The sequence below is a fragment of the Streptomyces macrosporus genome (assembly GCF_039533145.1).
GTDB lineage: Bacteria > Actinomycetota > Actinomycetes > Streptomycetales > Streptomycetaceae > Streptomyces > Streptomyces macrosporus.
Genome location: NZ_BAAASZ010000042.1, coordinates 73,612 through 87,299 on the forward strand (window position 1 = coordinate 73,612; position 13,688 = coordinate 87,299).

Sequence of the window (13,688 nt, forward strand, 5' to 3'; positions counted from 1 at the left end):
GCCTCCTCCTACCCGCAGCCATCACCGGCGCCCCGACCTACGCCGCCTGGACCACCCGCCGCCACCAACCACCGAAGGGACACCACAACCGATGACCACCGCCCCGGCCGTCCGGCCGCAGGACACCTCCCCGGGTGAGCCCCGGCAGCAAACCGGGGCCATCACCCTCAACCGGTGGCAGAAGATCCTCATCGGCACCGTCGCGGTCGGAGCCCTCGCCATCGCCGCCATCGGCTTCGCCGGCTCCTACACCTCCGTCACCGAACTCGCCGAGGCCAAGGGCTTCGGCTGGTTCGCCCGCATCTTCACCATCGGCATCGACGCCGGAATCCTCGTCCTCCTCGCCCTCGACCTGCTCCTGACCTGGATTCGCATCCCCTTCCCGCTCCTGCGGCACATCGCCTGGTTCCTCACCGGCGCCACCGTCGTCTTCAATGCCGCCGCAGCCTGGCCCGACTACCTCGGCTCCGCCATGCACGCGGTCATCCCCGTGCTGTTCATCGCGATCATCGAGGCTGCCCGGCACGCCATCGGCCGCATCGCGAACATCACCGCCGACGCCCACTACGAGACACCCCCGCTGTCCCGCTGGCTCCTCGCGCTGCCCTCCACCTTCGCCCTATACCGGTGGATGCGAATCTGTGGCATCCGCTCCTACGAGCAAGCCCTGCGCATGCAGCGCGACATCGACCTCTACATCGCCGACCTCCGCCGCAAGCACGGCCGCCGCCACTGGCGCCGCAACGCCACCGCCGACGAACTCCTCGTCCTCCGCTTCGCCCGCAAGGGCATTCCCCTGGCCGATGCCCTGGAGATGCCCGACCGCCGACGCGCCGCCCGTGCCGCCGCCGAGCACGCCGCCCGAATGGAAGCCGAACGCGCCGCCCAAGCCCGCCAACTGGAGGCCGAAGCCGTCGAAGCCGAGCGGAAGCTGAAGAGGGAGCAGGCCGAAGCCGAAGCGCGACGACTGCGCGCCGAAACCGCAGCAGCGGAAGCCGAAGCGAAGCGTCGTACCGAAGCAGCCGAAGTTGAAGCCGAAGCCAAGCGCCGCGCGGCCCTGGCCGAAGCAGCCGCGGTGGAAGAAGAAGCGAAGCGCCGGGCCGAGGTCGCCGCGGCCAAGGCGAAGCTGGAACTCGAAGCGAAGCAGCGGGCCGAAGCCGACGCCGAGCGGCTGCGCCGGGCCGAAGTGGAAGCGAAACTCGCTGCTCTGGCGCGCCGGCAACGACAGGCCGACGAAGAGGAGCAGGCCCGCCGCCGCGCCCACCAGGCCGCGGAAAAGGCGAAGCGGATCGCCGCCACCCGAACCACGTCCACTTCCGCTTCGGGTTCGGCTGCCACGCCTGCTTCGGTATCAGCTTCCGCCACCGTCTCGGAGCCCACCGTCACCGCCTCCGTCCCGAACCCCACTTCGGCTTCTGCTTCGGGGACGGCCAGCATCGGCGGACGGCGCGGCAGGCGCCAAGCCGAAATCGAAGCGGTCCTCGTCCGCATCGTCCAAGCCGGCAACCCCGAAGCCGTCTCCCTCGAAGACGTCATGACCCAGTTCGACCTGAAGCAGACCACCGCCTGGGACCGCCTGAGCACCGCCCGTGACCTCTGGAAGAAGCACAACGCCGCCTGAAAGCAGAAGGACCTGTGACCGAGAAAACCACCACCCCGCCCGCCCCGGACCGGTGGGACCGCCGGTACGGCTCCGACGAACAGCCCACCACCGAGCCCGAGCCCACCCCCGGAGCGGCCGGCCGCATCGTCCACGTCGCCGGCCGCTCCGGACGCCTGCCCGACTGGTGGGCCGGACCCGTTCCCCTCTCCACCCTGGACGCCGATAAGCCCACCTCAGAGCCGCTAGACGAGGAGGAACCCCCTACCCAAGAGGAGGAACCCGCCGCGGGGGAGGGGAGTGAGGAAGGGCCCCGCGGACGCTGGCGCGCCCGTCTCCGCAAAGCCACCGACACTCCAGACACCGGGGCGGACCAGCCGGAATACGAAGGCGAGAACACCGACGACACCGCAGACACCTCGGACGCCGAAGAGAAAGACGACGGCGGTGTCCCGCCCTGGGACCCCGTCGCCATCGCCGGACGCCTCGTCCACGCCCACCAACACCGCCCGGTCCACACCCGCCTCCACGACCGCATCCAGGACCTGGCCCAGCGCGCCGCCCAGCCCAAGCCCCGCCTCGGCCAGGCCATCTTCACCCTCTCCGGCGTGTGGGCCTGCTGGCACTACGGCCTCACCCCCTGGCTGATCCAAACCACAGCCGGAGCCCCCATCGGCGTCTCCCTCGGCCTGGTCGCAGTCGGCTGGAGCATCCACCGACAAACCGACGGCACCGCCCTGCCGGTGGCCTGGTGCGGCCACGCCGTCTACACCACCACCGTCCTCGCCGCCGCTCTCCACCCCTGAAAGGACCCTGCCCCAGCATGTTGGAGATCGGACTCCACGGCCTGGCCTTCGCCCTGACCGTCATCGTCATCGCCGGCCTGAAGAAAGGCGGCAAGACCATCCCCGCCCCCGCCAGCCTCGCCGCGGGCATCGCCCTGGGCTACGCCTACCAACACGCGGGCGACCCCTGGTCGATCGTCGCCGAGAAAGCCGTCGAGCTGAACGCTCAGATCGGCGACGAGTTCGGCGCCGTCCCCGCCGCCGTGGCCGTGGCACTCCTGGGCTGGTGGCACTTCGCCCGCCCCGGCCTGCTGGGCAGCATCACCCTCGGCTTCCTCGCGCTCAACGCAGCATCCGCGGCCACCGACCTGTGGCGGAAGGCCGTCAGCATCATCGGCTCCCTCCTCACCGTCATCACGGGCTGAACCACCATGACCGTCGACCTCACCCCCGGCACCCCACGCGCCGAGCAGGTCGGGATCGCCGCAGGCCGCACCTACGCCAAGACCGTCACCACCTCGGCGACGCGGTCCGCAAGGTCCCGTCGCCCACCTGGCACTGGCGCTTGGGCCGCCGCGCAGCTCTCGCAACCCGCAAAGCCGGCGCCAAGGCAGCCATGTGGGCCGAGCGCCGTGCCCGCACCGCCCCCCGCCGCCTGGTCGGCGGCCTCAAACGACTCCTCGGCAAAGGCGTCAAGACCGGCTGCGCCCGATTCGGCCTCACCGCCGGAGCCTGCTGGTGGGGCTGGCAGTGGGCCGAACGGACAGGGGAGTCCCCCGTACACCTGGTCGCCCTGCCCGCCACCGCGGTACTGCTGCTGGCCGCCTACATCGCGGGAGAAGAGCCCAAAACACCGCCGCTCACCCGTATCGAACACCGCCGCCAGCACCAGGCCCTGCGGAACCTGCTGTGGGCCATCGATCAGCTCCTGGTCGGCCACAACGGCCTGCACCTCGCCGCCCTGGCCGACCAGATCAACACCCGTTCCCAGGCGCGGGGGACACCGGTGACGCACACCCCACCAGCCTCCGCGCACTCCTCGCCCCGCTCGGCGTACCCATCCGCGACCAACTCGCCATCGACGGCACCAACAAGCCCGGCATCCACCACGACGACTGGGCAGCGTGGATCACCACCCACGGCGGCATCCCCGCCAGCCGCCAACAGGAGCAGCACCACCCAGGCTCCCCCGCACGCGCGGGGAAGCAGCACGGGGGAGAGGCCACCCCCACGCGGGAGGCTCCTCTCCCCCACGAGGAGACCACCGCCCAGACCGATCCCATAGGAATGAGGAAACCGCAAGTCAGCGCAGGTGACCTAGTATCCAGGCCTCAAGATCTAGACGTTGATCTTGGTGGTTCCGAGAGGGGCCCGGCCCCAGAAGTCACTCCCCTGGCCGAACTCCTCCTGCGCCACACCCGCACCGCGATCGGCACCGCCCGTGGCACCCACCTCCGCGACATCCTCGCCCGCGTCCAAGCCGCAGGCCACTTCGCCAAGTGGAACGTTACCCGGCTACGCCGCGAACTCGAGGCCGTCGGAATCCAGGTGGAGGACCAGCTCTGGCTCAACGGCCGCAACACCCGAGGCGTCCTCGCCGAATCCCTGCCCACCACCAGCACCGAAGAGACGGTCAGCTGATGCCCTTCCAGTACCACTGCCGCGCCTGCGACGTCGCCGGTGCTCAGCACTCCCGGAGCAGCGGCGCTCACGCCGACCAGGCCGAACACCACCCACGGCGGCATGGCCCCGGCCAGCGGCGACAGCGTCCGCTGCCTGGCGCCCAGCTTCAAGGGCCCGGCCTGGACGGTCGGCACCCTGCTGTTCCTGGCCCTCGTCAAGGAGGTGACCGGCTACGCCCCGCACGACCTCGCCCGCCTCATCGGGCTGATCTGACAAGTCACCGGAGCAGCCGACCTGCCGCCAAGCTGTTCGGCCGCGGCCGCCCCGGCCCCTCATCCCGCGCGAGACGAGACAGGAACACCAGCATGGCACTCAAACCGATCTCCATCCCAGAGCTGCGCCGCCGGAACGAGCAGAGCCAGGCCGCGGCCGACGACCGCCGCCGCACGGAGCAGAAGCACCAGGCACAACAGCCCCGAAGAACACCCGAGACCGTCACGAAACGGCCACAACACCCACCCGCGGCGGGCCGAGCCTGACACCCTGGCCCAGCCCACCACCCGCAGCCTTGGAGCACCATGCACCCGCAGAACCCGCACCAGCCCACCCCCTCCTGGGCCACTCCATCCCAGCCTCCGCAACCGCCGAAGAAAAAGCACCACCCAGCGAAGATCGCCGGACTCGGATGCCTCGGCGCCCTCGTGCTGCTCTTCCTCATCGGCCTCGTCGGCTCGATCGTCGCCCCCATCGAAGAGGACGACGCCAGCGCCTCCTTTGACTGCGTGGACGGGTGAGCCGTCGATCACTGTGTCGTTCATCTCCAGCCCGCCCACTTCGCGGAGCTCGGTCGGCAGAACTTCGTGCAACCGGGGCCGCACCCCGGCCTCGGTCCGGCCCGCGCGCCAGTGCCCTGGGGCGCCTGCTCACTCGCTAGGGCGCATAGTCCTGGTGGTGGGCGGAATTCGGCGCGGCGGGGAAGGCGAGGTCGGTTGGTGCTCGACGGCAGGATCACCGTTCATCGTCCCCCTCGATGCTCCAAACTTTTCCAAAGTTGGCTATGATGGGCGGGCAGGGTGCAGAATGGTGCCACCTGGGGGATGGGGCAAATGTTCGCCAACGTCGGGCCTTTCGCGCTACTGAACACAGTGTCATAACTGATGCCGTAAGCGTCCACCTTGGTGCTCCTGGGGAGGGAGGGCTGAGGCTCCAGAAGCGCTGCGGTGATCAGATGCCGGCAGGGGGCCGTGCAGGGGAGGGGTGTTCATGGCAGGGAGGCGAGTGGTATCTGCCGCCGCGCGAAGGATCGCGGACCTGGTACGTACCTTCCCGTCCGGAATTTCCGAGCGGGAACTCGCCGCGGAGGCGGCCCAGCAGTTCAGAATGCTGCCGGAACAGAGGTTAGCCAAGCTGGTCACCGAGGCGGTCGACGGAGGCTTGCTTACCGTCTCGGACGGTCGCCTCATGTCTACCGCTCTGCCTGAGCCGCAGATCCACAGTAAGCCCTCGGTGAGTGACGCGAAGTCGTCCGACGGTGTGTCGCCGTCCGCAGCGGCTGTCCTGCGGGCCGTCGTGCTCGACCTCGAGAGCGTCGTACGCACCACGACGGCCGCACCCTACGTGGAGCGTCAGGTCTACGAAGCAGCGGCCGTCAGGTTGGGGGCCGACGCGGAATGGGTGAGGGCGGCACCTCGCTGGCAGCGGTACCTCAGGTTCCCCGGGGACAGCGAAGAGCTGCGTGGCAGTGCGGTACGGGACGCTGTGCTGGAACGGGGAGTTCCCGCGCAGCAGGCGTGGACGGAGCTGTGCGTCTTCCTCGCGGATGCCGATGTCGTCGTCGCCTACAACGGCACCGGACTGGATTTCCCCGTCATCAGCGAGGCGGCAAAGGAGGCCGGGGCAGCCGATCCGCTCGCCACCGTGCGTTCCGTCGATGCCTTGTACCTTACCTACGCCTTGTGGCCGACAGCCACTTCCCACCGGCTGCAGGACCTGGCGAAGAAGCTCGACGTGCCCAGGGCGGGGTTACATGCGCACACCGCGAAAGGTGACGCGACCCTACTCGTCCGTCTCTTGGAGCGGGCCGCCGCCGAGTTCGCCGATATGGCACCCGGGCTGCGCGAGCTCATCGCCGACGTTTGCCCCGACTCCGACGCGTGGCGGCTGCTGTGGGAACTCGCCGAGCGAGAGCGACCCGCCGAACGGGAACCGCTCGTCTGGGAACAGGCGCACGTAGCCCGTCTGCTAGGGGCGGAGTTCGCACAGCATCCGCCACGCCGGGCCCCTGACGGCCAGCCACCAGGCCGTGGCACCATCGTCGTTTCTGAGGCGCTCCAGGGCGCCGACGGTCGGGTCGATCCGACCGCTCTCGCTCGTGTTGTGCACGGCTCCCGCGTCGAACCCCGGCCCGCCCAGCAGAGGATGACGGAGACGCTGCACGAGTGGACCGACCGGGGAGTCAGCGGCCTACTGGAGGCACCCACTGGCACCGGTAAGAGCTATGCGGTGCTCGCAGCGGCGCTTGACTGGCTCGCTGGCGGTGATAACCGTACGGCGGTCATCGCCACCTACACCAAGCAGCTACAGAGCCAGATGGCGAAGGACGTCTAGGATCTGGAGCGAGCCCTGCCCGGTATTCTCGACGTGGTTGACCTGGTCAAGGGACAGTCCAACCGGCTCTCCCTCGCAGCACTCACCAAGGCCCTCGCCGAAGCCACGCGTCGGCGCCGTCCCATGGGCACGATCCGCGGCCGCGCACGTCTCTCCCAGCGGCTCCGCTTCCGTGAACTCGCCGTCTTCCTCACCTTGCGACTACTCGCGGCGAAGGAACCCCCGCACTCCTGGATGGCGAGGTCCGTCGATCCAGTCGACCTGCCCCCTTTCTTCACTGACTACATGGGTCCCAGCCTGTCCTTCTGGTTGGAATCGCTGTCTCAGCGCGACGGTGACTACGGCCCCGGAGCGAGCAATCCCCTCACCGTACACACCGACACGGTTCGGGAAGCCATCGGCGGCCACCGCCTCGTCCTCGCCAACCACGCGCTGGCCCTCTCCCACCTGGACGACCTGCGTGCCGTCGGGCCGGAGGTGCTCCTCGTGCTGGATGAGGCACATGAACTGGAGAATGCCGCCACATCGGCGCTGACCGTCGCCGTCGACTACCAGGATTTGGAACTGGTGCTGTCGGAGTGCCAGGCGTGGATCGCCGAAGCACGCCTGGGCACGGCACAGGATCAGGCCGCCATTGTGGTAGCCGAGCTTGAGCGATTGCTTGACGATGAGCGGCTTCCGCGGCTCGCGGCCCAGGCCTTCGATGCGCAGGCCAAGGGGGTGGGCGTACGGATCGGCAGCCGGACGACCACGCTCGCCAGCCCCTACACCGGTACCTCCGGCACCCGGGACATCCGGCGGATGTCACGACTGCTGGACCGCATCGCCAAGGCGCTCGCGGCCTGCCGTATCACGCTGGAACGATACGTTGTGCAGCACGCCGCCCACATCGACGCGCTGACCCAAGAGCGGCTGAACGCGCTGGCGTTGCACACCGACTCCCTCACCACGTCCCTCAACCACATCACCGCCGACATCGCCGCCTTCCTCGACCCCGCCCCCATACTGGACGATGCGCTCCTCTCGCGCGTCGTCCACTTGGAGGAGCTGGCCGAACCGAAGACGGAACTGCGATCCTACCGCTTCCGTATCGCCACCAGTCCCGTCGATCTACCCGCCGACCCGGAGTGGCGGCGCTTCCTGGAGTCGTTCGACCGCGTCCACTACGTCTCCGCGACCCTGCGCGTCGCAGGACGGTGGGACTTCGTACGGAGTCGGCTCGGGCTGCCGGAAGACCTGCCGGTCCTGGCTCTGCCCTCTCCGTTCGACCTGCGCAACCAGGCTCAAGTGATCTGCTTCTCCGACTTTCCATCCTGGGCGGAACAGGAGGAGGGAGCGGTGCGCACCGTCGCCCACCAGGTGGCTGGCTTCGCCGAGGAGATGACACGAGCGCGTCCCGACGGCAGGGGATTCGACGGCGGCGGCATGGTCCTCACCACCGCCCGCTCGACCGCAGCGGGCATCGGCTGCCACCTCGTGGAGGAACTGCGCTCCCGCGCTCTGGACACTCCGGTCGTCGAGGCGCTCACCCTAGGTAACGGCCGTGCGTACCAGACCTTCACCGACCGGCAGGCCGGCGGCGGATTCCTCGTCGGCACCAAGGGACTCTGGCAGGGCGTGGACGTCTCCGACGCCGAGCGACTGCGGCTGGTCTGGATCAACAAACTTCCCTTCGCGCCGTTCGCCGCCCCGATCGTGGAAGCCCGGCGCGCGGCCGTCGCCGAACGCGCCGCGCACGCAGGACACCCTGACCCGGAAGGCGCCGCCACCGAGCACTACTACCTGCCTCTCGCCGCGCTTCAGCTCCGCCAGGCGGTCGGCCGGCTCATCCGGTCCGACCGGCACTGCGGCGTCGTCGTCATCAGCGACCGCAAGCTCGCGGGGCAGAGCAGCCTGCGCCGTTCCTATCGGCGTGCCTTCCTCGGCAGCCTTGACGAAGGGCTGGAACGCCCCGACCCGGACACCGGTGACACTGGTGGGGGCAACGTCATCACCATGGCCGAAGGATGGCGCCGCATCTGGGAGTTCATGGCGAGCCAGGGAATCCTGAACTCGGACCGGGCCGCCGAACTGTGCACCGACGAGGCCCTCGAACGGCACACCCTCCTGCCACACACCCGGCGCATCCGAGAACTGGAACTGACCCTTGAGGAGACCCGGGAACTGAGGGAGCAGGGCCTGCTTGCCGAGGAGATCGGGGAGCGCTGCGCGCGGATCGGCGGGCTGCTGAGGTTCTCCGACGAACCCGTCGCCCTTAAGCCCGCCCAGCGGGCCGTCATTACCGCCGTGGCCGAAGGCCGCAACGTACTCGGGTTGCTGCCCACCGGTTTCGGGAAGAGCTTCACCTTCCAGTTGCCCGCGCTGGTCCTGCCCGGCGTTACCGTGGTCGTCAGCCCGCTCATCGCCCTCATGCATGACCAGGCCCTCGAACTCAACCGGACTATCGGCGGAGCGGTCCGCGCCCTGATCTCCCCGCTGCGGGAATCCAGCAGCAGAGCCGGCAAGACGGAAGTGGCGGACCAGCTTCTCGGCCGGGCCGAGCACGGCATCCGCCTGGTGTACGTCAGCCCGGAACGCCTGTGCCAGCGGCGCTTCCGCGAGACCGTGCGGCAGGCCGCGGCGGCGGGCCGGGTGACCCGGATCGCCGTCGACGAGGCGCACACGCTGGCGCAGTGGGAGGACTTCCGGCCGAGCATGCGTCGGGTCGGCCGGTTCCTGGACGAACTGCGCCGAGACCACGGTGTGGCCGTCACCGCGGTGACCGCCACCGCCAACCGAGCCGTCCACGAGTCCCTGCGTGAAGGGCTGTTCGCCCTGCCCGCCAAGGTACCCGGACCCGGCTCGGCCGAGGCGAGGGCCGAAGCGGAACACCCCGGCGTCGTCGGAGGGCTCGTGACGGTGCGCGAGAACCCGATCCGCCCCGAACTCGCCGTCTTCCGGCGGTCCCTCGACCGGCCGGGGCAGGGCGGCGTGGCAGGGTTGGTGGAGCGCGTGGTAGACGCCCTGGACGGCCACTCCATCCTGTACTGCCTCACCGTCAAGGAGGTCAACACCCTCTACACCCACCTGCGCGAGTACGCCGGTGACACCGGCGTCCGCGTGCTGCGCTTCCACGGTCGGCTCACTGAGGCGGAAAAGTCCGCCGTCATGACCGAGTTCCGGGAGGCACCGCGCCAGGACGACGACGCCTTCGTCCCCGTCGTCGTGGTCGCCACCTCCGCCTTCGGTCTCGGCGTCAACCGGCCCGACGTCCGCACGGTGATGTGTGTGTCACCGCCCACCGACCTGGCCGCGTTGTACCAGCAGATCGGACGGGCCGGACGCGACAGCGCGGGCCGGGGCACGGCCGCTGGCGGACCCGTCAACAGCGGCCTCGCCCTCGCCACCAGCCGCGGGCTGCGCATGGTCCGCTTCATGACCGGCCAAGAACTGGCACCCTCCCTGCTGCGGCGCATGGGCGCCCTCGTCCTGGCACAGCGCGAGGGAACGCTCGACCCGGTGCGACTGGCCGATGTCCTGATGGCCGAGGATGCCGCGGCCAGCGCACTGAGCCAGAGGGACCTGGAGGACCGGCACACCCAGGAGCGTTACCGGAACGGCATCATGCGGGCCTTCAGCGCCCTCGCCGACCTAGGAGCCGTCGAGGACCTTGGGGACCACCCCCCGCACTGCGCGGTCAAGCCTGGCGACCTGCGGCACGCGCGGTATGGCGCACGGCGGACCGGAAGCCTTGCCGAGGCGGCCGCCGCCGGAGAGACCGAGGCCCCCGCTCTCCGGAGCGCCACCTCCGCGGCGGAGGAAGAGGTCGAGCTCGCACGCATGGAGCAGGCCGTCATCGACACCGCCCTGTCCTGGGAAACCCCCGGAAGGGTCGACGTCCGGCTTCTCCACCAGCACCTCGACGCTCACTGCCCCGGTTACCGTGCGTACGCCGACGGGCCCGCGGCGACCTGGGAACTCCTCGCCGACCTGCACGACCGCGGCCTTCTGGACGTCTCGGCAGCGCCCAGCCGCCGTCTGGTCACCGGCCTCACCGTGCGCGAGCGCACTCTGCCCGACGGCTACCTCCCGCTGCTCGGCCGTCGCGGCCTGCGCGCCGCGAAGGAACTCGCTCGGCTGAAGCACTTTTTCGACGCGACCACGGTCTGCGCCCAGCGCCTCCTCGCGGACTACTTCGGCGTCACCGACCTCCCCGAAGGCTGCTGCACCATGGCCCGCTGTCGCTGCTCCGCCTGCTGGGACACCGACCGCTGGCCCATCGACGAACGGCGTCCCGCGGTCGCCGAGGCATTCCACAGCCCGCGCCCCCGCGACAGCGGCCGCACCGACACCGCGCTGCGGGACCAGCGCGTCGACCTCCAGGTCCACCGGCTGCTGCAACTCCAGCCGCAGGGCGCGCACCCGCGACGGCTCTGGCACGCGCTGCGCGGCGACGAGTCCTCCTACAACCCCAGGAGCCGGAAGATGATCCCCCTACCGAAGGAGATACGGGACAGCCGCCACTTCGGAGGCCGCGCCGACCTCTCCTATGCCGCCGTCGGCAAGAGCCTGGCGAGGCTGGCCGCTGGCGGAGCCGCCGCCGAGGGACAGGACGGCCTCTGGCGCGCGCTCCGCCCGGCACGACAGGCGGGGTCCAAACCAGCGCGCGAGGGGAGCGGGGCATGACCGCGATGATCACAGCCGGAGCGGACGTCTGGCGGCCGTACGACGACGAGCCCGTACTCACTCCCGCCATGACCGGCGGGCACCGGGCCACCCCTCTCGAGGAGATGGACCGGCTCCGCCGCTACCTGGAGGCGGTCGTCGCCGACCGTCGATGCCCGGTGCACACGGCGGTCGCTTTCAACGCCGCCTACTTCGGCTACGAACTCGGCGGAGAAGGCTACGGGAACGGCCCCTTCGACCTTGACGCCTTCCCGTCTCTGACCCTCGGCGACGAGGTACATGCCCTTCCCGTCGGAGTACTCGTCCGGATCGCAACGGGCTCCGACCCGCTGTACGCCGAGATCGTCTACAAGGAAGGCCGGCACCCCTGCATCGAGGAAGGCGTCGAAGTCCCGGCCTGGGTGTCCGGGGCACCGGCCGGTGCCCAGGGGCCCAAGGACGAGCAGGAGGCGACGTCCCCCGTACGCAGGGAACTCCTCGTCCCCGACTTCGCGGTTTTCGGCCCCGCGCTCCAACTCAGCGAGGCCAAGCTCAAGCGGTTCCGGGCACGCCAGAAGTGGCTCAACAAGGACGGGCATGTCATCGTGGACGCACGCTACGCGTCCGCGTCGGCGGCCGGACTCGACGACATGGCGGCCTTCGTGCAGCACCTGCTCACTCGCCGGAGAGAGTCCCTCCTGAGCCCTCTCGTTCCTGTGTCCGTCGCCCACTTGGCCGGTGGTAGCGAGGATGAGCGGCTGCGAGACGCCCTCACCGGGCTGATGGACACAGTCAGCCACGCCCTGCGCACCAGCGACGTCCTGCGAAGCTGGGGCCACTACGCGCTGACCCGTGGGCGTATAGGGGCTGGCTTGTGCCACGACGGGCCGCTGGGCGGATCAGACCTGCATGCCCTCGCTGGCTCCCTGGAACGCGGAGTCGCCCCGGCCGCCCGCCGACGCCACGGACTGAGCGGCTCCCGCACCGTGTACACGGCGGTCGGACCCTGGCTGCATGGCGTGAACGGCGCAGGGCCGCTGCTGACCGGCGTGGAGTACGCGGTCTCGGTGTGCCGGGCCAACCTGGCGGTCATGGACTTCGTCAGAGGGGACACGGACAACGGCCTGCGCACGGGCAGCGGTGTACGGATCACCCTGGACGATGTCTTTGAGAGCGGCGGCATCTGGCGGTCCCACCACCCGGGTGCGGAGGAGGCGGACGGCAGCGACCCCCTGAGCCCGGCGGGACGCGGCTGGCGCGACACGGTGAAACCGCCCGTGACCCGGACCGCCGCGATTCCCCAGCAGCCCGCTCCTGAAGAAGAGCCCACCCTCGATGAACCGCCCGCGGAGGTCCCGCTGGCCGAGATCCTGCCCGCCGACGCTCCGCTCGCCGACGACGAGCGGATCGGCGCCCAGAACTACCTCCGAATCACTGACAGCGAACTCTGCTGGCAAGTACCGCTGCGCCTCGCCCACCTAATGGAAGGCAGGCTGCCGCTGAACCGGATGGTCCGGCACGGGTTGGGCCGCCTCGGCGCGGACACTCTCCGCGTACGGCTGGAACTCCGCCACCCCGGAGGCGTGATCGACCCCTCCGAGGAGGTGCAGGAGGTCATCCTGGACCTCACCGAGGAGACCGGCATGCTCCGTGAGGTCCAGTGGCCCATCGACTTCTTCCCGGGCCTCCGGATGTACCTCCAGTGGCCGCGCGGCGGTACGGTCTTCCGGCTCTCCACGCTCGAACTGGAGGATCCCGTCGACATCGGCGGACAGCTCGCCACCCACCAGTACGACCCGCAGGTGCTGACCCGTGACGGCGCCCCCGGAAGCAGCAGGGACGGCGACTCGTCCGCCGGACTCGACACCCGGCGCCTCGTGCTGCGCGCCGTACGCCGCTTCGGTCGGCTCACACCCGACGGACACGCCCTGCTCGACCGGGCCGCACTGCCCAGGGGCGTCTACGGCACGACTCCGACCCCGCACCAGATCACCGCACTGGAACAGGCCGTGGACGAACTCCTCGCCGGAGGGCACCTGTACGCGGCCACCGGCAGCCGCGGCACGGGCGGCGAACCCCACCATCCCGCGCGCGAGGGCGAGCCCAAGATCCCGCTGGTCGGCTACGCGCCAAACCCCGTGGTGGTGCCACGGCCCGGCTCAGGCCACGGCACTCCGCCGCAGCCCACGGGGACCGAGCACTTCGTCCACGGCTTCCTGCGGCGGCTGCCCGCAGGCTGGACGCCGACCGAGGCGCAACGGGCCGCCTACCGCGAGCACTGCCGTCGCGTCGGCAAGGCGGACGGCTGGGAGCTGCCCCGCGGTTACACCTTCGTCACTGCACACTCCCGCCGCCGCTGACCGGCCCACCGGAGCCGACCGATCGCACATGACTCCTCACGTACCCCTTCGCGCAATGCGCAACGCACC

Annotated in this window: 9 protein-coding genes; 8 read left to right on the plus strand and 1 reads right to left on the minus strand. The window is 70.1% G+C overall.

Features of this window, described 5'->3' with window-relative positions:
- Positions 1-91: 91 nt before the first annotated feature.
- The 3 genes from ABD335_RS27225 to ABD335_RS27235 are packed head-to-tail and all read left to right on the plus strand — an operon-like array spanning position 92 to position 2,810.
- On the plus strand, positions 92-1,621 hold the full coding sequence (locus tag ABD335_RS27225; RefSeq protein WP_344328258.1) for a DUF2637 domain-containing protein: 1,530 nt from the start codon (positions 92-94) through the stop codon (positions 1,619-1,621).
- A 14-nt stretch (positions 1,622-1,635) separates the two neighbouring features.
- On the plus strand, positions 1,636-2,406 hold the full coding sequence (locus tag ABD335_RS27230) for a hypothetical protein (protein WP_344328260.1): 771 nt from the start codon (positions 1,636-1,638) through the stop codon (positions 2,404-2,406).
- A 17-nt stretch (positions 2,407-2,423) separates the two neighbouring features.
- Complete coding sequence (locus ABD335_RS27235) at positions 2,424-2,810, plus strand: hypothetical protein (RefSeq protein WP_344328262.1); 387 nt, start codon at positions 2,424-2,426, stop codon at positions 2,808-2,810.
- Between the two features lie 71 nt (positions 2,811-2,881).
- On the opposite strand, the gene ABD335_RS27240 is transcribed toward ABD335_RS27235, so the two are convergent.
- A complete protein-coding gene (locus ABD335_RS27240; RefSeq protein WP_344328264.1) occupies positions 2,882-3,325 on the minus strand; it encodes a hypothetical protein in 444 nt (147 codons plus the stop codon).
- Between the two features lie 740 nt (positions 3,326-4,065).
- On the opposite strand from ABD335_RS27240, the gene ABD335_RS27245 reads away from it, so the two are divergent.
- The 5 genes from ABD335_RS27245 (at position 4,066) to ABD335_RS27265 (ending at position 13,619) form a co-directional block, all read left to right on the plus strand.
- Positions 4,066-4,281 carry a hypothetical protein gene (locus ABD335_RS27245; RefSeq protein ID WP_344328267.1) on the plus strand — a complete coding sequence of 72 codons (216 nt, stop codon included), beginning with the start codon at positions 4,066-4,068 and terminating at the stop codon, positions 4,279-4,281.
- A 305-nt stretch (positions 4,282-4,586) separates the two neighbouring features.
- Positions 4,587-4,802 (plus strand): hypothetical protein, encoded by a 216-nt coding sequence (locus ABD335_RS27250; protein WP_344328269.1) that lies wholly within the window; start codon positions 4,587-4,589, stop codon positions 4,800-4,802.
- 484 nt (positions 4,803-5,286) lie between these two features.
- On the plus strand, positions 5,287-6,615 hold the full coding sequence (locus ABD335_RS27255) for a hypothetical protein (protein WP_344328271.1): 1,329 nt from the start codon (positions 5,287-5,289) through the stop codon (positions 6,613-6,615).
- A gap of 33 nt (positions 6,616-6,648) precedes the next feature.
- On the plus strand, positions 6,649-11,280 hold the full coding sequence (locus ABD335_RS27260) for a DEAD/DEAH box helicase (RefSeq protein ID WP_344328273.1): 4,632 nt from the start codon (positions 6,649-6,651) through the stop codon (positions 11,278-11,280).
- Positions 11,277-13,619 (plus strand): hypothetical protein, encoded by a 2,343-nt coding sequence (locus tag ABD335_RS27265; protein WP_344328276.1) that lies wholly within the window; start codon positions 11,277-11,279, stop codon positions 13,617-13,619. The genes ABD335_RS27260 and ABD335_RS27265 overlap by 4 nt, the downstream gene beginning before the upstream one ends.
- The last annotated feature ends 69 nt before the right edge of the window (positions 13,620-13,688 follow it).